This window comes from Catenulispora sp. MAP12-49, from assembly GCF_041262705.1.
Classification (GTDB): Bacteria; Actinomycetota; Actinomycetes; order Streptomycetales; family Catenulisporaceae; genus Catenulispora.
Map to the genome: position 1 here is coordinate 66941 of NZ_JBGCCP010000005.1, position 20968 is coordinate 87908.

16 protein-coding genes and 1 pseudogene are annotated in these 20968 nt (G+C 71.2%); 4 read left to right on the top strand and 13 right to left on the bottom strand.

The features are described 5' to 3' along the window. Positions 1–20: 20 nt before the first annotated feature. From ABIA35_RS12740 to htpX, 3 genes are all read left to right on the top strand, one after another. Positions 21–1196 (top strand): outer membrane lipoprotein carrier protein LolA, encoded by a 1176-nt coding sequence (locus tag ABIA35_RS12740; RefSeq protein ID WP_370358020.1) that lies wholly within the window; start codon positions 21–23, stop codon positions 1194–1196. 13 nt (positions 1197–1209) lie between these two features. Continuing rightward, positions 1210–1986 carry an ABC transporter permease subunit gene (locus ABIA35_RS12745; RefSeq protein ID WP_370358161.1) on the top strand — a complete coding sequence of 259 codons (777 nt, stop codon included), beginning with the start codon at positions 1210–1212 and terminating at the stop codon, positions 1984–1986. Between the two features lie 135 nt (positions 1987–2121). Next, positions 2122–3003: a zinc metalloprotease HtpX gene (gene htpX / locus ABIA35_RS12750; protein WP_370337145.1), complete on the top strand. Its 882-nt coding sequence runs from the start codon at positions 2122–2124 to the stop codon at positions 3001–3003. Between the two features lie 20 nt (positions 3004–3023). Here the strand turns inward: htpX and ABIA35_RS12755 are convergent, their stop codons facing one another. The 13 genes and pseudogenes from ABIA35_RS12755 to ABIA35_RS12815 form a co-directional block, all read right to left on the bottom strand. Then, on the bottom strand, positions 3024–4550 hold the full coding sequence (locus ABIA35_RS12755; RefSeq protein ID WP_370358021.1) for an NADH-quinone oxidoreductase subunit N: 1527 nt from the start codon (positions 4548–4550) through the stop codon (positions 3024–3026). Between the two features lies 1 nt (position 4551). Further along, complete coding sequence (locus ABIA35_RS12760; RefSeq protein ID WP_370358022.1) at positions 4552–6066, bottom strand: NuoM family protein; 1515 nt, start codon at positions 6064–6066, stop codon at positions 4552–4554. A gap of 8 nt (positions 6067–6074) precedes the next feature. Beyond that, positions 6075–8216, bottom strand: a complete 2142-nt coding sequence (locus ABIA35_RS12765; protein WP_370358023.1) for an NADH-quinone oxidoreductase subunit L — start codon at positions 8214–8216, stop codon at positions 6075–6077. Then, positions 8213–8611 carry an NADH-quinone oxidoreductase subunit NuoK gene (gene nuoK, locus ABIA35_RS12770; RefSeq protein ID WP_370337136.1) on the bottom strand — a complete coding sequence of 133 codons (399 nt, stop codon included), beginning with the start codon at positions 8609–8611 and terminating at the stop codon, positions 8213–8215. Before nuoK ends, ABIA35_RS12765 begins: the two co-directional genes overlap by 4 nt. 1 nt (position 8612) lies before the next feature. After that, positions 8613–9227 (bottom strand): NADH-quinone oxidoreductase subunit J, encoded by a 615-nt coding sequence (locus ABIA35_RS12775; RefSeq protein WP_370337134.1) that lies wholly within the window; start codon positions 9225–9227, stop codon positions 8613–8615. Then, complete coding sequence (locus ABIA35_RS12780) at positions 9224–11050, bottom strand: 4Fe-4S binding protein (RefSeq protein ID WP_370358024.1); 1827 nt, start codon at positions 11048–11050, stop codon at positions 9224–9226. Before ABIA35_RS12780 ends, ABIA35_RS12775 begins: the two co-directional genes overlap by 4 nt. Before the next feature lie 3 nt (positions 11051–11053). Next, positions 11054–12022, bottom strand: a complete 969-nt coding sequence (locus ABIA35_RS12785; protein WP_370337132.1) for an NADH-quinone oxidoreductase subunit H — start codon at positions 12020–12022, stop codon at positions 11054–11056. Beyond that, a complete protein-coding gene (locus ABIA35_RS12790) occupies positions 12019–12645 on the bottom strand; it encodes an NADH-quinone oxidoreductase subunit C (protein ID WP_370337130.1) in 627 nt (208 codons plus the stop codon). The genes ABIA35_RS12785 and ABIA35_RS12790 overlap by 4 nt, the downstream gene beginning before the upstream one ends. 319 nt (positions 12646–12964) lie before the next feature. Continuing rightward, a pseudogene (locus ABIA35_RS12795) lies at positions 12965–13519 on the bottom strand (NADH-quinone oxidoreductase subunit B); the annotation flags it as partial. Beyond that, the gene (locus ABIA35_RS12800) at positions 13510–13938 is read right to left on the bottom strand and encodes an NADH-quinone oxidoreductase subunit A (protein ID WP_370337129.1); all 429 of its coding nucleotides are present in this window, start codon (positions 13936–13938) and stop codon (positions 13510–13512) included. The gene ABIA35_RS12800 and the pseudogene ABIA35_RS12795, both read right to left, overlap by 10 nt. 87 nt (positions 13939–14025) lie before the next feature. After that, on the bottom strand, positions 14026–18297 hold the full coding sequence (locus ABIA35_RS12805; protein ID WP_370358025.1) for a protein kinase: 4272 nt from the start codon (positions 18295–18297) through the stop codon (positions 14026–14028). A 152-nt stretch (positions 18298–18449) separates the two neighbouring features. After that, complete coding sequence (gene purE, locus ABIA35_RS12810; protein WP_370358026.1) at positions 18450–19007, bottom strand: 5-(carboxyamino)imidazole ribonucleotide mutase; 558 nt, start codon at positions 19005–19007, stop codon at positions 18450–18452. Then, positions 19000–20157: a 5-(carboxyamino)imidazole ribonucleotide synthase gene (locus tag ABIA35_RS12815; protein WP_370337124.1), complete on the bottom strand. Its 1158-nt coding sequence runs from the start codon at positions 20155–20157 to the stop codon at positions 19000–19002. The genes purE and ABIA35_RS12815 overlap by 8 nt, the downstream gene beginning before the upstream one ends. A gap of 246 nt (positions 20158–20403) precedes the next feature. On the opposite strand from ABIA35_RS12815, the gene ABIA35_RS12820 reads away from it, so the two are divergent. Continuing rightward, complete coding sequence (locus ABIA35_RS12820; protein WP_370337122.1) at positions 20404–20958, top strand: GtrA family protein; 555 nt, start codon at positions 20404–20406, stop codon at positions 20956–20958. Positions 20959–20968 lie beyond the last annotated feature (10 nt).

A 20968-nucleotide genomic window follows, 5' to 3' on the forward strand; every position in this document is an offset into this window, starting at 1 on the left:
CACAGCCGATGCGCCGGCGCATGCTGACCCCGCTCGTGGCGGTGGCCGCCCTGGTGGTCGCCGCCCCGGTCTGGCACGGCCTGGCGGCGGCGGGTCCTCCGCGTTTGCCGGGGATATCCCCGGTGTCGCTTCTCAAAAAGATCGGGAAGCCGCAGACTCAGGCGGTGTCCGGGACGGTGCGGTTGAAGGTCGACATAGGGCTGCCGCGCCTGCCGAAACTGGGCAGCGACGGCGGCGCTGATCCGATACGGCTGCTGTCCGGGGACCACCTGGTCCGGGTGGCCACCGATGCCTCGGGTCCGGAAGCGCGCGAGCGGGTCGCCGTGCAGGACACGCTGTCGGAGTACGACCTGTTCCGCGACGGCAGCGACCTGTGGGTGTGGGACTCCTCGCACCAGACGGCGCGCCACGGGTCGGTGAACGCGGTGACCTCGGCGTTGCTGGCGTTCGCCACGCCCTCGGATCTGGCGAAGACGTTCACCGGGCCCTCGGCGGTGCAGACGCTGCTGTTCGACACCTCCTACTCGACGCGGGAGACGACGCGCGTCGCGGGCCGGGACTGCTACGTCCTGCGGATCACGCCGCATGCGGACGGGACCACGATCGGGTCGGTGCGGGTCGCGGTGGACGCGGCGACCGGGGTGCCGCTGAGCGTCGCGGTGTATCCGACGGGATCGTCGAGTCCTGCGATCCAGGCCGAGTTCGAGTCGGTGGCCTTCTCGGCCGACCCGGCCGAACTGCGGTTCACGCCGCCGGCGGGCGCGAAGGTGGTCGAGGAGGCCGCGCCGGACCTGCCGGCGAACCCGGTGCACGGCGCCGGGAAGGACTGGACCTCCGCGGTGGCGATCGGCGGGGTCTCTCCGGAGAAGCTGATCTCGGGGCTCGGAACGTCGCACGCGGCTTCGGCGCCGACGCCGGAAGGGGCGGCCGGGGTGCTGGCCGCGCTGGCCGGCACGCCAGGGACGCCGATGCAGAGCTACCTGCGGATGATGATGGCCGCCGGGGACAAGACGCCGGTCGGGCTGGTGTGGAGCAGCCGGCTGGTAAGCCTGGTGTTCACGCCGGATCAGCGGTTGTTCGTGGCTTTCGCGACGCCGCAGTCGCTGGAGGCCACGGTGGCGGCTTCTGGAAAGACCGCGACGCCGGCCACTTCGGCCAACACGACGACGGACACGGAGGTGGGGAGCCATTCCTAGCATCGAGCTGGCCCTGACCTTCCGGCGCCGTCGCAATCTCCTGATCCTCCTGGTACTCGCGCTGGTGCCGGTCCTGGTCGGGGTGTCGGTCAAGGTGTCCGGGATCGGCACCGGGTCCGGCACGGGCATGCTGAACCAGGTGGCCGGCAACGGCCTGTTCCTCGTGTTCGCCTCGCTGGCGCTGACCGTGCCGCTGTTCCTGCCGGTGGCGGTCGGCGTGGTCGCCGCCGACCAGGTCGCCGGGGACGCCGCCGACGGGACGCTGCGGACCGTGCTGGCCTGGCCGGTGGGCCGGACCCGGCTGCTGGCCGCCAAGCTGCTGGCGGCCGTCGTCTACGCGGTGGCGGCGACATGCACGGTGGCGCTGTCGGCGCTGGCCACCGGCAGCGCGCTGTTCCCGATGCGGGACGTCACCCTGCTCAGCGGCACCACCATCCCGCTGAGCGCGGCCTTCGGGCGGGCGCTGCTCATCGCCGGGGTCGTGACCTGCTGCATGGCCGGGGTCGCGGTCCTCGGGCTGACCATCTCCACGCTCACCGACTCCCCGGCCACCGCGCTGGCCGGCACCATCGGGCTGATCGTCGCCGCCGAGATCGCCGGCTCGATCCCGCAGCTGGGCCCGGTGCAGCCCTGGCTGTTCTCCTTCGACTGGCTGGCCTTCGCCGACCTCTTACGGACCCCCGTGTACTGGGGGACCATCTCCCACAGCCTGTGGCTCCAGGCAGGCTACGCACTGGTCGCGCTCAGCCTGGCCTGGGCCCGCTTCACCTCCAGGGATCTGGCGGTTTAGACCACCCGGACCCCACGCGCCCCACCCGCGCGCCTCACCCGCCCGGCTCACACCCCCGGGAACCCCGGAGATCTTCACCTACGTTGGACCGAAGGGGGAAGGGCAAGGAACGCACGCAAACGGGCAAGGACGTCGATGACATCCACCACGCATCTCCATGGCCGCCACAACGCCGTGAAAACCGCGGCGCTGATGGGGCTGCTGTCGGCGATCATCATCGGGATCGGCAGCTTCTGGGGTCGCACCGGGGTCACCATCGCGCTGCTCATCGCCGTCGGCACCAACGCCTACGCCTACTGGAACAGCGACAAGATGGCGCTGCGCTCCATGCGCGCCCAGCCGGTCAGCGAGGTGGAGCAGCCGGCGATGTACCGCATCGTGCGCGAGCTCTCGACGCAGTCCCGCCAGCCGATGCCCCGTTTGTACATCTCCCACACCGACGCCCCGAACGCCTTCGCCACCGGCCGCAACCCCCAGCACGCGGCCGTGTGCTGCACCACCGGCATCCTGGACCTGCTGAACGAGCGCGAGCTGCGCGGCGTCCTGGGCCACGAGTTGTCGCACGTCTACAACCGCGACATCCTCATCGCCTCCATCGCCGGCGCCCTGGCCAGCGTGATCATGTGGCTGGTGAACCTGGCCTGGCTGATCCCGATCGGCCGCTCGGAGGACGACGACGGCCCCGGCCTGGTCGGCCTGATCGCCATCATGTTCCTGGGCCCGCTGGCCGCCTCGATGATCCAGCTGGCCATCGGCCGCTCCCGCGAGTACCAGGCCGACGCCTCCGGATCCCGCCTCACCAACGACCCCCTGGCCCTGGCCTCGGCCCTGGTCAAGCTGGAGCGCGGGACCCAGGCCCGGCCGCTGGCCCCCGAGCCGGAGCTGATGACCACCAGCTCGATGATGATCGCGAACCCGTTCAGCGGCGCCGGGATGTCGAAGCTGTTCTCGACGCACCCGCCGATTCCTGACCGGGTGCGGCGGCTGGAGCAGCTCGCTGGGGAGAGCTTGCGGTAGAGCCGCCGCCGGCCCGACGCCTAGAAGGCCCCGAAAGCCCCGAAAGCCGACTGCGGCCACACCGAGAACAGCACCGCCGCCGCCATCGTGAGCCCGATCGCGAACCGCAGCGTGGCCGGCGAGCGGCCGACCGAGGCGGTGGCCTCTCCGGGCGCGGCGAACAGGATCGCGGTCCAGCTCAGGTAGTAGTACAGGGCGATCACCACGTTCACCGCCATCACCACCGCCAGCCAGACCAGGTGCGAGCCGGCCGCGGCGCCGAAGACGGCGACCTTCGCGAACAGGCCCATCAGGCCCGGCGGGAGCCCGGCGAGGCAGAGCAGGAAGAACGCCAGCGCGGCGGAGGCCAGCGGGCGGGTCTTCGCCAGGCCGCGGTAGGCCTCCAGGCGGGTGTCGTGCACCGAGTGCACCACGGCGAACGCGCCGAGGTTCATCGCGGCGTACATGATGATGTACGCGATCGAGGCGTTGATGTGCTTCGTGTACGACACCGAATCGTGCGCCGCGAGCGGCACCAGGATGTAGCCGGCCTGCCCGATCGTGGACCACGCCAGCAGCCGCACCGCGTCCCGCTGCCGCAGCGCGACCAGGTTGCCCAGCGACATCGTCAGCGCGGCCAGCACCGCGAGCAGCGGGCCCGTCTTGTCCAGCAGCGGGCTGAAAGCCGTGCCGGTCAACAGGATCAGCCCGGCGAAGCCCGCCGCCTTCGACACCACCGACAGGTACGCCGCTATCGGGACCGGCGCGCCGGCGTAGGTGTCCGGCGTCCAGAAGTGGAACGGCACCGCCGACACCTTGAACCCGAAGCCGACCAGCGTCATCCCGACGCCGAGGTACGCCAGGTGCCGGATCGGCCCGCCGGCCGATGCGTTCAAGGCATGCAGGTGCAGCGCGACCGGCCCGAAGTGCACGTTCCCGGTGGCCCCGTAGACCAGGCTGATCCCGAACAGCATCACCGCCGTCGAGGCCACCGACACCAGGAAGAACTTCAGCGCCGCCTCGGAGGACCTTCCGCTCCACCGCTTCAACCCGACCAGTGCGAACGCCGGCAGCGAAACCGTCTCCAGCGCGACGGTCAGCGTGATCAGGTCCCGCGACGCCGCCAGGACCAGGACGCCCGCCACCGAGGACAGCAGCAGGAAGTGGTACTCCCCGGTCGGGATCCGGTCCCGCTTCATCGACGCGGCGGACATCAGGACCACGATGAAGGCCCCGGCCAGCGCGATGAACTGGAAGATGAGCGTGAACCGGTCCGCGACATAAGAACACGTACTCGGCAGCGTGCGCGGCTCGCCCATCCCGAGCGAGTAGAGGCTGGCGGCGCTCTGCGGCATGCAGAACGTCCCGACCGTCCGCCCCGGCCACAAAGCGATGTCCGGCACCGCGGCCCCGGCCAGCACCAGCAACGACAGCCACGACACCAGCGGCTTGCGCCGCGGCGGGAGGAAGACTTCCGCCACCAGAACCGCCACCGCACCGGCGGCGACGATCAGCGGCGCGGCGATCTGCGCGTAGGAGACGTTCTGGACGAGGGAGGAGACCGTCACGTCAGACTCCCTTCATCAGGACTTGGACAGCCGGATTGGTGATGCCCAACAGCACCGCGGGCCAGAGCCCGGCCAACAGCGTCAGCAGAACCAGCGGCGACCACGTCGTGGCCTCCACCGCGGTCAGCTCGGTCACCGGCTCCTCGCTCGGCGTCGCGGCCGGCCCCATGCACACCCGCCGCACCACGGCCAGCAGATAGGTCGCGGTCAACACCAGCCCGAGCGCGGCGATCGAGGCCATCGCGATGTAAGAACCCTGTCGTAATCCGGACCCCGGCTTGGTCGCCGAGAACAACGCGAGCACCTCGCCCCAGAACCCGGCGAGCCCCGGCAGACCCAGCGAGGCCATGGCCGCGAAGGCGATCAGCACGCCGTACTTCGGGGCCCGCCGGTACAGCGCCCGCCCGATGTCGTCGAGCTTCGCCGAGTGCACCCGCACCTTGAGCCCGCCGACCAGGAAGAACAGCAGGCCGGTGATCAGGCCGTGGGCCACCGAGGCGAACAGCGCCGCGTTCATCCCGACCGGGGTCAGCGAACCGATCGCGAGCAGCACGAAGCCCATGTGGCCGATCGAGGAGTACGCGATGAGCCGCTTCAGGTCCCCGTCGGGCTTGCGCGCGATCGACAGGCACGCCAGCGACCCGTAGATGATGCCCACGACCCCGAACGCCGCGAGAGCCGGCGCGTACGTCGGCGCGGCCTGCGGCAGGATCGGCACCGCGATGCGGACGAAGCCGTACGTGCCCATCTTCAGCAGGATCCCGGCCAGCAGCACCGATCCGGTGGTCGGCGCGGCGGTGTGGGCGTCGGGCAGCCAGGTGTGCAGCGGGAACATCGGCGTCTTCACCGCGAACCCGAGCGCGATCAGCGCGAACGCGGTCAGGGCGGCGCCCTTGGGCACGTCGCTTCGGGCGTGCGCGGTGAGCCAGGCGATGTCGAAGCTGTCGGCGTAGGCGAAGACCACCAGGAACCCGACGACCATCACCGCGGAACCGAGCAGCGTGTACAGGATGAACTTGTTCGCCGCCGCCTTCGCCCCGTCGCCGCCCCAGTAGGCGATCAACGCCCACATCGGCAGCAGGACGATCTCGAAGAAGACGAAGAACAGGATCAGGTCCACGGCCAGGAACGTCCCCAGCATGCCGATCTCGAGGAGCAGCAGCAGGGCGACATAAGACCTCTGACTTCCACCGTCGGGCATGTGCCGGATCGAGTAGAAGAAGCACAGGGCCGACAGCAGCGCGGTGAGCAGGATCAGCGGCAGCGAGACGCCGTCCACGCCGAGGTGGAACCGGACGTGCAGCGCGGGGATCCAGTTCCAGTCGACGGTCCCCTGGTATCCGGCCTTCGAGTAGTCGAAGACACAAGCCAGCGCGGCGGCGAGCACCAGAACCGCGCCGCCGGCGTAGAACCCGAGGCGGGTCGCGGCGCGCTCGGCGACGGCCCGCGGCAGAAGGTAGAGCACTGCGATGCCGGCCAGCGGGACCAGCAGCATCGCCAGCAGAATGGCGTTCATCGCTTTCCCTACCTTCCGAATCCGAGGGCGGCGGCGATGACGACCACTCCGGTCAGCACCCCGGTCAGGTAGAGCTGGACGTTGCCGGTCTGGAACCGGCGCAGGCCCTCGCCGAGCAGGCGCGCGGCGGCGCCGCTCCCCCGCACGTAGCCGTCCACGACCTCGGTGTCCAGGAAGCCGACCGCGTCCGCCGCGGCCTGCACCGGGCGGACCACGATCGCGTCCTGGAGGTCGTCGGCGCGAAAGCCCAGGAAGGCGGGCTTGCGCAGGAAGCCCAGGACGTGGTTCGGATCCGTGCCCGGCTTCGCCCTGGCGGCGGCCAGGACCAGTGCGACACCGAGCAGCAGCGCGGCCACCGCCAGGATGCTCGACACCAGCGCGGGCGCCAGGTGGTAGGCGTCGGCGGGCTGGATGAGCTTGCCGGCGCCGGCCAACGACGGTCGGTAGGCGCCGCCGTCGGCGTCACCGAGCCAGGACGGGAACCAGCCGAGGTTCAGGCCGACGAAGCCGAACACCGTGGTGACCGCCGCGAGGACGACCAGCGGGAGGAGTTCGGCACGCGGTGCCTCGGGGCCGGTCTTCGCTTTCGCCGCCGCCTTTTCCGCGGCCTCGGTCTCCTCGCGCATCGACTCCGCGACGAGGGCCTCCAGGGCCCATTCGCCGGCCGCGGCGACCTCCTCGGCCGTCGCGGTCTCGGCTTCGCCCGCCGGCGCCGAGGCCTGCGTCGCCTTCGGCTGGCGCTGCGAGATCTCCACCGCCGAACGGAACCAGCCGCGCTCCAGCGGGCCGAAGAGCATCCACCAGGTGCGCAGGGCGTAGGCGGCGGTGAGGAAGCCGGTCAGCAGCGTCGCGGCGAAGACCAGCCAGCCGATACCGGCGGCCGGGGTGATGCCCAGGAGCGACTTGGTCGGGCCGCTGTGCGTCGCCGTGTCGTAGGCCACGCCCGCGATCGACTCCTTGGAGAAGAACCCTGAGAAGGGCGGGACGCCGGCCAGGGCGGCGAGGCCGATCGTCATGGTGACGCAGGTCAGCGGCAGTTTGCGGCGCAGATCCTGGGTGTTGAGCTCGTCCACGTCACCGGTGCCGGCCTTGTGGATGATCACGCCGGCGCCGAGGAAGAGCAGGGCCTTGAACGCACCGTGGGACATCAGGTGGAACACGGCCGCGTCCCGGCCGCCGGCCGCGAGCGCCCCGACCATCAGCGCCAGCTGGCTGACCGTGGAGTAGGCCAGGATGCGCTTGAGGTCGCGTTGGGCGAAGGCGGACAGCGCGGCGGTCACGGCGGTGATCGCCGCGGCGATCGCGAGGATCCACAACGCGGCCGGCGTCACCAGGAACACCGGGTAGAGGCGGGCCACGACGTAGACGCCGGCGGCGACCATGGTGGCCGCGTGGATCAGGGCACTGATGGGGGTCGGGCCGGCCATCGCGTCCGGAAGCCAGGTCTGCAGCGGGATCTGCGCGCTCTTGCCCATCACGCCGCCGATCAGCAGGATCGCGCCGGCGGCGGTGTAGCCGTGGCCGCCCTCCTGGATCGCGTGCGCCAGGACAGGCTGGATGCGGAACGAGCCCGCGCCGTGCGCCAGGAACAGGATGCCCAGCAGGAAGGGGGCGTCGCCGAACTTGGTGACCAGGAACGCTTTGATGCTCGCGCTGCGGGCTTCGGGGCGCTCCCAGTGGTGGCCGATGAGGAAGTAGGAGCAGGCGCCCATGACCTCCCAGCCGACCAGCAGAACCATCAGGTCGGTGGAGTAGACGACGACCAGCATCGCCCCCGTGAACAGCGAGATGAGGGCGGAGTAGGAGGTGTAGCGCTCCTCGTGGGCCATGTAGCTGACCGAGTAGAGCTGCACCGCGGTGGCCACGACGCCGACCAGGACCGCGATCAGCGCGGCCAGGCCGTCTACACGGGCACCGAGCCAGATCTCGGGCCCGCCGGTCGCCGCGTACCGGACTTGGGACTGGGTGGCCGCGGAGGTGCCGTGGCCGAACAGGACCACGAAGGTGAGGACGGCAGCGGCGGCGATCGGGAGGACGGCCAGAGCCGGGACCACCGCGCGGGCGCGGCCGGACAGCGAGACCGCCGCGAGGGCCGCGGCGGAGAACAGGGGGAGGATCGGGATCCACAGAGCCAGGGTGCTGATACTCACTTGGTCACCGCCTTCGGGGCGGGGGCGGTCCCGGCGCCCTGCCCGTCGCCGTCCGCCTGCTGCGGGATCCGGCGCAGGCCCAGGGCCCCGTCCTCGCCGAGGTCGCGCGCGTCGTCGATGGCAGCGGTGCCGCGGTTGCGGTACAGCAGCAGGACGATCGCCAGGCCCAGGCCCGTCTCGGCGGCGGCGACGGTGATCAGGAAGATGGTGAAGACCTGGCCCATGCCGTACTGGTCGCGCAGGAGGCTGGAGAAGGTGACGAGGTTGAGGTTGACGGCGTTGAGGAGGAGCTCGATCGCCATGAGGACGGCCACCGCGTTGCGGCGGGCCAGGACGCCGTAGACGCCGACCGCGAAGAGCAGGGCGGCGAGGGTGAGGGGGTAGATGGCGTGCATGTCAGGCTTCGGCCTCCGTCACGGAATCGGCGCCGGCGTGGCCCACGGCATGAGCATCGCCCTCGACATCGCCCTCGGCATCGGCGGACACATCGCGCCGGGACAGCACGATCGCCCCGACCAGCGCCGCAAGCAGCAGCACGGACAGCAGCTCGAAAGGCAGCACCCAGTAGCGGAACAAGCTGGAGCCCACGGCCTTGGCAGTCCCGTTCACCACAGCCTGCCGCGGATCGAACCACGTGGTCCGCACCGCATCACCGACGACACTGACCAGCACCCCGGCCGTCGCCAGCCCCACAACAGCGGCAGCCCAACGATTCCCGGAGTCCAGCTCAGTGGTCCGCCCGATAGGCGCCCGCGTCAGCATCAACCCGAACAACAACAGCACGGCGACCGCACCGACGTAGATGAGCACCTGCACCCACGCCACGAACTCAGCGGCGAGCAGCAGATAGCAGCCCGCGAGCCCCCCGAGCGCCACAACGAGCCAGAGCGCGGCGTGCACAAGATTGCGCACGGTCACGGTCAGGACGGCAGCCCCGAAGGTCAGCAGCCCGACCAGGATGAAGGTGATCTCGACCCCGGTGGTGGAGCCGAGCGCACGGGTGGCGGTCATCCGGCGGCCTCCGGGGAGTCGGGGGCGGGGCCGGTGTCGGTGTCGGTGTCGCTGCCGCTGCCGCTGCCGCTGCCGCTGTCGCCCGAGCCGGGCTTGGCCGGCGGCTCGGAGGGAGCGGAGGCGGCGGTCTTGCGGGGGCGCTTGGGGCTGGGGGTGGGAGCGGGGGTGTCGCCGCCGGTGTCGGGAGTTTCGGAGGTGGCGGGGGTGTCGGGAGCCGCGGTTTTGCGAGGGCGGCGGGGGGTGGTTTTGGCGGTGGACTTGGAGGCAGCGGTCTTTGAGGCAGCAGACTTCGAAGCCGCGGACTTCTTGGCCGCCGCGGTCTTGGAGGCTGCGGTCTTGGAAGCCGCGGTTTTGCGAGCGCGGGTGGGCGCGGGCTTGGGTTCGGCCGGCGGCTCGGTGCCGGCTTCCTGCTCAGTGGCGGCTTCCGGCTCGGTGGCGGGCTCCGGCTCGACCCCAGCAGATGCCTCGGGCTCAGCAGAGGCTGCTTCAGCAGAAGCTTCCGGCTCAACCGCAGCAGGCACCTCGGGCTCAGCAGAGGTGGTGGCTTCGGCGGCGGGCTCCGGCTCAACCACAGCAGACGCCTCAGGCTCAGCAGAGGCTGCTTCAGCAGAAACGTCCGGCTCAACCGCTGCCGGCGCCGGAGCCTCGGGCACAACAGCAATTGGCTCAGTAGCTTCGGTCTTGGCCTCGGCAGAAGGCTCAGCAGCAGCATCCGGCTCGGCCGCGACCGGCGCTTCGGCCTCGGCAACCGCCTCCGGCTCGCCTTCAGCACCGGTCTCGACTCCAGCAGCAGGCTCGCCCTCAGTCTCCCCCGCCGGCTTCCCCGCGGCCTCGGCGGCCGCGATCTCCGCGATCAGCCCCGCCGAGAGCTGCGCCTCGGCCAAAGCTTCCGGCCGGGGCAGCGGCTGGGTGGCGGCCTCGGGCCGGGGGAGCGGCTGGGTCGCGGCAGCCTCGGGGCGGGGCAGGGGCTGCGTCGCGGCAGCCTCTGGGCGGGGCAGCGGCTGCGTGCCGGACTGCGTCGGCTCGACCACCGGCAGTTCCGCTGTGTCCTTCAGCGGGTCGCGGCGCTTCGGGGCGTCGGTGTCGGTGACCTTCGGGATCTCCGTCGTGTCGGCCTCGGGCGCGGGAGTCGGGCGGGGGCGCTCGGGACGCGGGGCCGCGGTGCGCTTCGCCGAGCCGCTCTCGGGGCGGGGCGGGGCGGCCGGCGGCGTGGTCGGCGAAGCAGCCGGCGGCGTAGTCGGCGAGGCCGTCGGCGGCGTTGTCGCGCGCTCGGCTGCCGCCTTGGCCTCGGCCGCCGCCTGCTTCTCGACTGCCTTCTGGGCGGCGGCGATTTCCTTCGGGGGCTCGGCGTTCGCTGCGTGCGGGGGTGGCGGGGGGACCGTCCACATCCAGTCGCGGAGGCGGTCCTTTTCGTGGAGGAGGTCGACGATGTCGAATTCGGCGTATTCGAACTCCGGGCTCCAGAAGAGGGCGTCGAAGGGGCAGGCTTCGATGCAGATGCCGCAGTACATGCACAGGCTGTAGTCGATCGCGAAGCGGTCGAGGACGTTGCGGGTGCGATCGCGCTGGCCTGGTTCGGTGGCGGGGACGACTTCCTTGTGGGAGTCGATGTAGATGCACCAGTCCGGGCATTCGCGGGCGCAGAGCATGCAGGAGGTGCAGTTCTCCTCGAGCAGGGCGATGACGCCTCGGGACCTCGGCGGGAGTTCCGGCTTCACGTCCGGGTACTGCGCCGTGACGGAGCGCTTGGTCATCGTCTTCAGGGTCGTGGCCAGGCCCTTGGCCAGGCCGGCGCCGGGCAGGCCGCGCTTGTCCGCGCTCATCGGTCAGGCCACCTTCAGGATTCCGGTCAGCGCGATCTGCGCCAACGACAGCGGGATCAGGGTCGTCCACGCCAGTTTCTGCAGCTGGTCCTCGCGCAGGCGGGGGTAGCTCACGCGGAGCCAGATCACCAGGAAGGCCAGCACCAGGGTCTTGGCCAGGGTCCAGAACCAGCCGAAGCCGGCCGCGCCCAGGCCGAGGTAGAACGGGCCCCGCCAGCCGCCGAGGAACAGGACCGTGGTCAGCAGGGACAGGACCACGATGCCGGCGTACTCGGCCAGCAGGAACAGGGCGAAGCGGATGCCGGTGTACTCGGTGTAGGCGCCGAAGATGATCTCGGAGTCGGCCACCGGCATGTCGAAGGGCGGGCGCTGGAGTTCGGCCAGGCCCGAGACGAAGAACACGAACAGGCCCATCAGCTGCCACGGCAGCCAGTACCAGTGCCATGCCTCGGCGATGCCGGTCAGCGACAGGGTGCCGGCGGCCATCGCCACCGAGGACGCCGCCAGGATCATCGGCAGCTCGTAGGCCATCAGCTGCGCCGCGCTGCGGATGCCGCCGAGCAGCGAGTACTTGTTGGCGCTGGCCCAGCCGGCCATCAGCGAGCCCAGCACGGCAACGCCCAGCACCGCCAGCACGAAGAACAGCCCGGCGTCCAGGTTCCGCCCGACCTGCGTGCCCGGCCCGATCGGGATCGCCACCAGCACCACCAGGTACGGGATCAGCGCGACGGCCGGCGCCAGCTGGAACACGCGGCGGTCGGCGTCGGCCGGGACCACGTCCTCCTTCTGCGCGAACTTCACGCCGTCCGCGACCAGCTGCGCCCAGCCGTGGAAGGCTCCGGCGTACATCGGCCCCACGCGGGACTGCATGTGCGCCATGGCCTTGTGCTCCATCTGGCCCACGACCAACGGCACGACCAGGAAGAACCCCAGGATGATGGCCAGCCGGACGACGGCGTCCGTGACGGTCATGCTCCGCCTTCCTGTCCCTCGGCCGGAGAGGTATCGGCGGCATCAGCGGCACCGGACCCGTGCGGCTCGTCCTCGGGCAGCGGCTTCAGCCAACCGTCCGGAACGCCGGGGGGAACCATGCGGCGACGCGTGGCCCGCCCGGCGGGGGCCGCGTGCGAGGGCCCGCCCTCCCCCGGCTCCTTGACGCCCGGCCACTCCTTGGCGACCCGCGCGGCCAGCACGAAGTCCTTGCGCAGCGGATGCCCGTCGAAGCCGTCGGGCAGGAGCAGCGGGATCAGGTTCGGGTGGTTGGTGAACGTGATGCCGAACATCTCGAACGTCTCGCGCTCATGCCAGTTCGCGCCCCGGTAGACGTGCACCGCCGAGGGCAGCTCCGCCTTGTCCTTCGGGATGCGGGTCCTGATCAGCAGCCGGGCCGCGCGCTCGTCGCCCTCGACCTTGGCGACGTGCGCGAAGACGTCGAAGCCCGCGTCCTCCTCGTCGACCGCGGTCAGCCAGTCGAAGAACGTGTAGCCCAGCCCGTGGGCCCGCTCCAGCGTGGCCAGCCAGTCGCCGGGGGCGGCGGTGACGGTCCGCTCGCCGAAGGTCTCCTGGACGTCATCCCAGGTCTCGGCCTCAGTCATCGTCGGCCTCCGGCTTCTGGTTGAGGATGTTGAGGCCGATGTCGCGGGAGCGCCGCAGCTCCTTCGGGTAGCGGCGGTAGAAGAGCTTCGGCGGCTTCGGCGTCTCCACGACCGGGAGGAGGATCGTCGAGGCGTCCTCGCGCGGGGGAAGCAGGGAGACCGGCGCCTGGGCCGTCGCGAGGATGTCCGCGATGGTCTTGGACGAGGCCTTGTCGGCGGGCGACTCTGGGGCCGACCCTGTAGCCGACTCTGCGGACGCCTTGGAGAGATGCTTAGGCGAGCGGCGCATAAAGGGGAGCCGCGGAGGGTGGCGGGGATCGCGTCCGCTATAGCGCGCCCGGAGGTCTTCCGCCGCGATCTTTTCCTGGAGCTTAATGATTCCTTGAAGCAGAGCTTCAGGACGCGGCGGGCAGCCCGGGACGTAGACGTCCACCGGGATCACCTGGTCGACACCCTTGGTCACACAATACGAGTCCCAGTACGGGCCCCCGCAGTTGGAGCAAGAGCCGAAGGAGATCACGTACTTGGGCTCGGGCATCTGGTCGTACAAACGCTTCACGGCCGGAGCCATCTTGTCCGAGACCGTGCCGGAGACGACCATCAGGTCCGCCTGACGGGGTCCCGGCGCGAAGGGGATGACGCCCAGACGGATGAAGTCGTGGCGGGCCATGGAGGTCGCGATGAACTCGATGGCGCAGCAGGCCAGACCGAAGTTGAAGACCCAGAGGGAGTAGCGGCGTCCCCAGTTGAGGACAACACGCATCGGCTGGGGCGCGGCACTGTTGAGGAACCCTAAAGCGGCTCCCGTACCTGTTCCCTGTGCAGAGGACTGCACAGGCGCGCCGACGCGCGGGACGGGAAGGTCTACAGCCATGTCAGCACACCCTTCTTGTAGGCGTACAGCAAGCCGACCGCCAGGAAGCCGAGGAAGACGAACATCTCCACGAGCGTCGTGCCCTTGAAGCCGGGCGCCGCGAAGATGGTCGCCCAGGGGAACAGGTATACGGCGTCTACGGCAAAGATGGCGTAGAGGAACGCATATACGTAATACCGGACTTGCGTATGTGCCCATCCTTCACCGACTGGGTCCACGCCGCATTCGTAGGTGAGGAGTTTCTCGGGGGTCGGTGCGTGGGGACGCAACAAGCGGTTGGCACCGAAAGCGGTCGCCACGAACGCCACTCCCAGGAGCAGGAGGATTCCGACCACGGAGTAGGCGCTGAAGTATGTGCCGCTACTCCCCGTGCCCGCCGCGTTTCCGACCGCTGCGACGGCCGGTCCATGCCCTGTCATGACTGACAGGTTAGTGGTCCGGCCGGGCCGCGTTGAGCACGGCGCCGTCCAGTGGACCGCTGGACCGACGTCGGGACCGCGCCGGGATCAGGCGTTCGCCGCCTCGAGCAGCCAGTGGGTGTCCTGCCAGACGACGGTGAAGCTGCGGGTGCTGCCGCCGCCGGACGGCGGCGGGTCGTTCACGGTGACCGTCATGGTGCTCGCGGCCGGGCCGGTCTTGACGTCGGTCACCTGGCGTCCGCGCAGGTAGTCGGCACTGATGGTGGACCAGTTGTCCTGGAAGTACTTCTCGCACAGCGCCATGGGATCGCCCTGGCCGTCCCAGCCGGCGCTCTTGGCGGCGCCCTTCTGCGCGGCGTCGGTCTGGGAGGAGCAGACGGTCTGGAAGTCGCGGTCGGCCGCGGCGACATAGAGACCGCGCAGAACGACGTCGCGCGCGCCGGGCGCGCCCTGCTGCGCACCGATCGGACCGGCCGCCGCGGTGGTGGTCGGGGAGCCGCCGGTGGTGTGGGCGGCGTTGCCGACGGCGGGCGAGACGGGGGCGCCGGACTTGGAGGAGCCGCCGGACATGGCCAGGATCGCGCCGACGATGCCGCCGACGACGACGATGCCCGCGACGGTGAGGACGATGATGCGCTTGCTGCTGGACCAGGAGGACCAGCCCTTGGCGGTGCCGGTGTCGACGAGGGTCGGGCCGGGGCCCTGGGGACGTTCGGGGACGCCGTACGGGGACTCCATCGAGGGCGGGAGGGGGACGATGGTCATGCCGCCGGCTTGGGGGTTGTGGTCCGGGCGGGGGGTGGGGGCTTGGTTGGGGTGGCCCGGGTGGCCCGGGTGGCCGGGGTGGTTGGAGGGCTGCGGGGGCTGCGGCTGGTAGGCCGCGTGCTGCTGCGGGGCCGGGGGCTGCTGCGGGGCCGGGGGCTGCTGCTGGTAGCCCGCGTAGTGCTGGGCGGGCGGCTGCTGCGGCGAGGTTGAGGGCTGCTGGTAGCCCGCGTATTGCTGAGCCGAGGACTGCTGCGGCGAGGCCTGGGGCTGCTGGTAGCCGAACTGCTGCTGGGGGTGCGGGGCCTGAGGGCTCTGCGGGGGCTGCGGCTGGTACGGCTGCTGGTAGGCCTGCGGCGACTGCTGCTGGTAGCCGTGCTGGGGCTGGGGAGCCGGGGGCTGCTGGGCGAACGGGGGCTGAGGCTGCTGGGCGTAGCCGCCGGCTGCGTAGGGCTGCTGATATTGGCCTTGTCCCTGACCCTGACCCTGCTGCGGCGGCGCGAAGGGCTGCTGGGCCGGGGTCTGCTGCTGGAACGGCGGCGACTGCGGCTGCTGCTGGGAGCTCGGCGTGCTGGATGGCGTGCCGAAGCCCTTGGGCGGCGTCATCGGCTGCTGGAGGTGCGGCGGGATCGGCGGGGCGTGGGTGATCGGCTTGGGGGCCGGTTCCGGCTCGTCGGGGATCGGGGACGGGATCGCGTCTTGGATCGCGTCCTGCGCCGGGGCGTCGGGGGTGACCGCGGGCATGAAGCCGGTGGCCCAGCTGGGTTCGGCGATGGAGGGGACGCTGACCGCGGGAGGGCCGGTGCGGGCGGGGGGTGCGTCGGCGCCCGCGTCGGTATCGGCGTTCGGGGCGGCGGAGACCGCGGGCATGTTGAAGTTGGTCGCGAACGTCGGCTCGGCGATCTGCGGGACGCTGATGCCGCTGAACGGCGCCGCGGGTGCCGACGCTTCGGGCTCGCTGGAATCCCCGGTGCCGGACTGCGGGGTCACGGCGGGCATGTTGAAGTTGGTGGCGAACGTGGGTTCGGCGATCTGCGGGATCGCGAACGACGGCGCGGGAGCCGGGGGCGGAGTCGGCGGCGCGGCCTGGGACGCGGGGGCGTCGGTGGCGGCAGCGGTGGAGGCAGCTTGGGCGGCGGCTTGGGCGGCGTCGGGCGCGGGCGCGGGGGTCACGGCCGGGATGTTGAAGTTCGTCGCGAACGTCGGCTCGGCGATCTGCGGGACCGCGAACGACGGCGCGGGAGCCGGGGTCGAGCTTGGAGTCGACGGCGTGGCCTGAGGCTGATCGGCGGCCGGCTCGGGCTGCGGGGTGACGGCGGGGATGTTGAAGTTGGTCGCGAACGTCGGCTCGGCGATGGAGGGCACGCCGATGCCCGAGCGCGCGGGGCCGGAGTCGGCGCCGGCCTCGGGCTGCGGGGTGACGGCCGGGATGTTGAAGTTGGTCGCGAAAGTGGGCTCCGCGATCTGGGGGATGGCCGAGTTGGCGGGCTTGGGCGGGCCGAAAGCCGGATCGACATCGGAAGCCGCAGAGGCGGCGGGCTGCGGCAAAGCAGGCGCGGGCTGGCCCCAGGCGGGAGCGTCAGAAGCGGCGGGCTGGCCCCAAGCCGGGGCGTCGGAAGCGGCAGGCTGGCCCCAAGCCGGAGCGTCGGAAGCGGCAGGCTGGCCCCAAGCCGGAGTGCCACTCGCGGACTGCTGTCCGAAACCGGAGCCGGGCGTCTGGCCCCAGGCCGGACCATTGCCCGCGGGCTGCTGACCGGAACCGCTGTCGGAGGCGGCTGCCGAGTCTGCTTCAGCTACTTCTTCGAGGCGCCTGGCTTCTTCCCCGATCGGCGTGAAGCCCGCGGGAAGCCCTGCGACTCCCGCCGGTTCCGGTTCCGGGGCCGCCGGTGTCTGCGAGGAGGTCGCCGCGCGCCAGGCCGGTTCCTGAGGTTCGGGGGCGGGGACGTTCGGGGGCGTGATGGTGGTGGGCATGTCGCTGCCCGAGGGCCCCGAGGGTCCCCACGCCGGTGCGGCGGGTTGTCCCCATTGGCTTTGCTGCTGCTGACTCTGCGGCGGCTGGCCCCACTGGCCGGCGGGCTCAGGGTTCGCATACCCCTGCTGCGGAGCCGGCGCACCGTACTGTCCGCTGGTGCCGCCCGGGTTCTGCCCGCCGAAGGTGCCCTGCTGCTGTGCGCCGTACTGCCCAGGCGGCATTTGGCCCGGTTGCATTTGCCCCTGCGGCATCTGACCAGGCGGTATGTGACCAGGCGCTATCTGCCCCGTCCCACTGCCGCCCGTCCCGTTCGGGTCCTGTCCCTCGTACCCCGGCGGAGGCCCGTATTGTCCGCCGCCGGTCTGGCCGCTCGGCTGCCCGTACTGCCCCTGCCCGCCACCCATCGCAGTCCCCTGACTGTATTGACCACTCGGCTGCCCGGTCGAGGGCGCCCCCGTCGCGGAACCGGCGCCGGCCGGTCCTCCGCCTTTGCGTCGCAAGAATCCGCCGAGGCCCCCGCCGGTCTTGCCCGCGCCACCCGCGCCGGTACCGGTGCCGGTGTCGCCGCCCGCGCTCGGCGACGCGGTCGCAGGCGCAGCCGCCGCAGGTACCGGCCCCGGACCCGGCACCACATGCCCGATGTTCACAAGCTCCACCGCCCGCGCCGCGAGGTCCCGCGACACCGCCGACGGCAGCCAGCCGGTGACGTCCGAGCCGCGCAGGGCCGGGTGTCCCTCCAGGCCGCCGTTGAGGGCGGCGCGGCACATCTCGACCAGCTGGGTCGGGGTCGGGCGCTCGGCGGGGTCCTTGGTCAGGCAGCGTCCTGCTATGTACGCCAGTGCCGGTTCCATCCCCTGCAGGTCCGGTTCGTGGTTCTCGACGCGGTAGAGGATGGCCATCGCGTTGCCGTCGCCGAAGGGGGTGCGGCCGGTGGCGGCGTAGATCAGCATGCCGCCCACCGCCCAGACGTCCGCCGGGGCGTCCACGTCGCTGCCCGCCACCTGTTCGGGGGCCATGAAGCTCGGGGTGCCCAGGCGCATGCCGGTGGCGGTGAGCATGCTGGCGTCGACGGCGCGGGCTATGCCGAAGTCGATGACGCGCGGGCCGTCGGAGGCGACCAGGACGTTGGCCGGCTTCAGGTCGCGGTGGACGATGCCCGCGGTGTGGATGGCCTGCAGGGCCAGGCCGATGCCGACGCCGAGGTGGGCCACCGAGCGGGGGGCGAAGGGGCCGGCCAGCTGCACCGCCGAGCTCAGGGGCGGGCCGGGGATGAAGTACGAGGCCAGCCACGGGGTCGCGGCGTTGGGGTCGGCGTCGGTGACGGCGTTCACGAACGGGGAGTGCACCGCGCGCGCCGCGGCGATCTCGCGGGTGAAGCGCTTGCGGAAGTCGCGGTCGGAGGCGAAGTCCTGGCGCAGCACCTTCAGGGCGAACGCCTGGCCGGAGGGAGCGAAGCCGAGGTAGACGCTGCCCATCGCGCCCTGGCCCAGGCGCCCGCGCACCGCGTAGGGCCCGATCTGGCGCGGGTCGGCCTCCAGCAGCGGCTGGATGTTCTTCGAGACGATGCTCCCGGCGCCGAGGCCGCCGTAGCCGCCGGGGCCCGGAGCGGGTCGGTTGGCGTCCACAGATCTGCTCCCCCATTGTCGTCGCGCGTGCCCTGCGAGGTTCCCCCGTTTACACAGTGTCCCCTGCGGGCGGGCCGAAGTCGCCCGCGATGCCCGCAGAGATGAACACAGACAACGGATACCAGACCAGTGTGCCGCGCTGTCCGACCGGCCTACTCTGCCCTAACCGCGCGAAGGACCGCACCCTTGGCCGTGGCCTGAGCGTTGAGGTCGTCCTGGAAGGCGCGCATGGCGCCGAGCAGTTCCAGGTCGTGCGCGGCCAGGATGCGGGCGGCCAGCAGACCGGCGTTGCGGGCGCCGCCGACCGAGACCGTGGCGACCGGCACGCCGGCCGGCATCTGCACGATCGACAGCAGCGAGTCCATGCCGTCCAGGTACTTCAGCGGGACCGGGACGCCGATCACCGGCAGCGGGGTGACCGAGGCGAGCATGCCGGGCAGGTGCGCCGCGCCGCCGGCGCCGGCGATGATCACCTTCAGGCCGCGGCCGGCCGCGTTCTCGCCGTAGGCGATCATCTCCCGCGGCATCCGGTGCGCCGAGACCACGTCCGCCTCGTAGGGGATGCCGAACTCCTCCAGCGCCTCGGCGGCCAGCTTCATCACCGGCCAGTCCGAGTCCGAACCCATGACCAGTCCGACCAGGGGACTGGCGGAACTGGCGGGACTGGCGGGGCTGGCGGAACTGGCGCTGGCCGCGGCCGGCTCACTCATCGATCTCTCCTCGCAGGTACGCGGCGGCGTGCCGGGCGCGCTCGACGGTGTCCTCGAACGACCCGCCCTGGACGCTCAGGACGTTGACATGCCCGATCTTCCGGCCCGGCTTCACGGCCTTGCCGTACATGTGGACCTTGACCCCGGGGTCGTGCGCCATCACGTGCTTGTACGCCGGGTAGACCTCGGGCAGGTCCAGGCCCAGCACGTTGGCCATCACCACGATCGGCGCCACCGGCCGGACCTGGCCCAGCGGCAGGTCCAGGACGGCGCGCAGGTGCTGCTCGAACTGGCCGGTGACCGCGCCGTCCATGCTCCAGTGCCCGGAGTTGTGCGGGCGCATCGCCAGCTCGTTGACCAGCACCGCGCCGTCGGCGGTCTCGAACATCTCCACCGCGAGCATCCCGGTGACCCCGAGCTCCTTGGCGATGGTCAGCGCGATCCGCTGGGCGTCCAGCGCGGCGGCCTCGGACAGCCCGGGCGCCGGCACGTACACCTCGCGGCAGATGCCGTCGATCTGCAGCGACTCCACCACCGGGTAGGCGGCGGCCTGGCCGTGCGGGGAGCGCGCGACCTGGGCCGACAGCTCCCGGACGAACGGCACCTTGGCCTCGGCCAGCAGCCTCACGCCGCGCTCGACCGCGCCGGCGAGCACCGCCTTGGCCTCGTCCAGGTCGTCCACCACCCACACCCCGCGGCCGTCGTAGCCGCCGCGCGTGGCCTTCAGGACATAGGGGAAGCCGACCGTGGTGCCGAAGTCGGCGAGATCGTCGTCGGAGGAGACCAGCGCCCACTGCGGGCACGGCAGCCCGAGCTCGGAGAGCCGCTGCCGCATCAGGCCCTTGTCCTGGGCGTAGACCAGCGCGTCGGGACCGGGGCGGACGGCGACGCCGGCGGCCTCCAGCTCGTGCAGGAAGTCCGTGGGCACGTGCTCGTGGTCGAAGGTGAGCACGTCGCAGCCGGCGGCGAAGGCCTTCAGCGCCTCGAAGTCGTGGTGGTCGCCGATCACCGTGCCGGGCGTCACCTGCGCGGCCGGATCATCCGGCCGCTGCGCCAGCACGCGCAACTCGACCCCCAGGCCGATCGCGGCCTGCTGCATCATGCGGGCCAGCTGGCCGCCTCCGACGACTCCTACCACGGGAAAGCTCACCGGTTAATTCTATGGGGCGGCCAGGTGCGGCCACGACGCACTGGCGAGTCGATCCGGTTGCCTGTCTGGACACATCGGAGGACGACATCCCGGACCTAGCACCACGAATGGGTGCGGCCTAATGTCACAGCTACGTCGCGATGAGTAGATTTAACGGAGGTTTCCCGGTCAGCAGTCGAAGCGGCCCAGATAGGGACGGTACCCTCGGGTCGCTAGGAGAAAACCGATGGAAGACAGGTGGCAGGCGTGACGGTCGTGCGTTCTTTGTACAACCGCTTCGAACACCTCGTCCACGAGCTGTCGAAGTTCGGGGCCGTGGGCGCTGTCGCCCTGGTCGTCAACATGGGCGTGTTCAACGTCTACCTGCTGGCGGCTCCCAGCAAGCAGATCTTCGCCAAGGTCGTCTCGACCATCGTGGCCACCTTTGTGGCCTACCTCGGCAACCGCTACTGGACCTACAAGGACCGCGACAAGATCGACCGCCGCCGGGAGATGCTCTTCTTCTTCCTGATCAACGGCGTCGCCGCGGTCATCGAGGTCATGTTCGTCTTCATCAGCAAGTACGGCCTGGGCCAGGACGGCACGCTGGCGGTGAACGTCGCGAGCTACGTCTTCGGCCTCCCGCTGGGCATGCTCTTCCGCCTGTACTGCTACCGGACGTTCGTCTTCCCCGAGGGCACCGCCGAGGAGCCCGAAGCGATCCCGGCCTCCGCGACCGCCCCGCTGTACCCGGTCGCGAACGCGCACGCGGCGCACCCGCACGCCCACCAGCGCCCGGTCCCCGAGACCGCGGGCCGCTGACGTCGCGGGC

Coding starts and splice junctions, on each gene's coding strand:
- ABIA35_RS12740 (WP_370358020.1), top strand. CDS start 21: ATGCTGACCCCGCTCGTGGCGGTGGCCGCCCTGGTGGTCGCCGCCCCG.
- htpX (WP_370337145.1), top strand. CDS start 2,122: ATGACATCCACCACGCATCTCCATGGCCGCCACAACGCCGTGAAAACC.
- ABIA35_RS12760 (WP_370358022.1), bottom strand. CDS start 6,066: ATGAACGCCATTCTGCTGGCGATGCTGCTGGTCCCGCTGGCCGGCATC.
- nuoK (WP_370337136.1), bottom strand. CDS start 8,611: ATGCACGCCATCTACCCCCTCACCCTCGCCGCCCTGCTCTTCGCGGTC.
- ABIA35_RS12775 (WP_370337134.1), bottom strand. CDS start 9,227: ATGACCGCCACCCGTGCGCTCGGCTCCACCACCGGGGTCGAGATCACC.
- ABIA35_RS12780 (WP_370358024.1), bottom strand. CDS start 11,050: ATGAGCGCGGACAAGCGCGGCCTGCCCGGCGCCGGCCTGGCCAAGGGC.
- ABIA35_RS12785 (WP_370337132.1), bottom strand. CDS start 12,022: ATGACCGTCACGGACGCCGTCGTCCGGCTGGCCATCATCCTGGGGTTC.
- ABIA35_RS12790 (WP_370337130.1), bottom strand. CDS start 12,645: ATGACTGAGGCCGAGACCTGGGATGACGTCCAGGAGACCTTCGGCGAG.
- ABIA35_RS12800 (WP_370337129.1), bottom strand. CDS start 13,938: ATGACAGGGCATGGACCGGCCGTCGCAGCGGTCGGAAACGCGGCGGGC.
- purE (WP_370358026.1), bottom strand. CDS start 19,007: ATGAGTGAGCCGGCCGCGGCCAGCGCCAGTTCCGCCAGCCCCGCCAGT.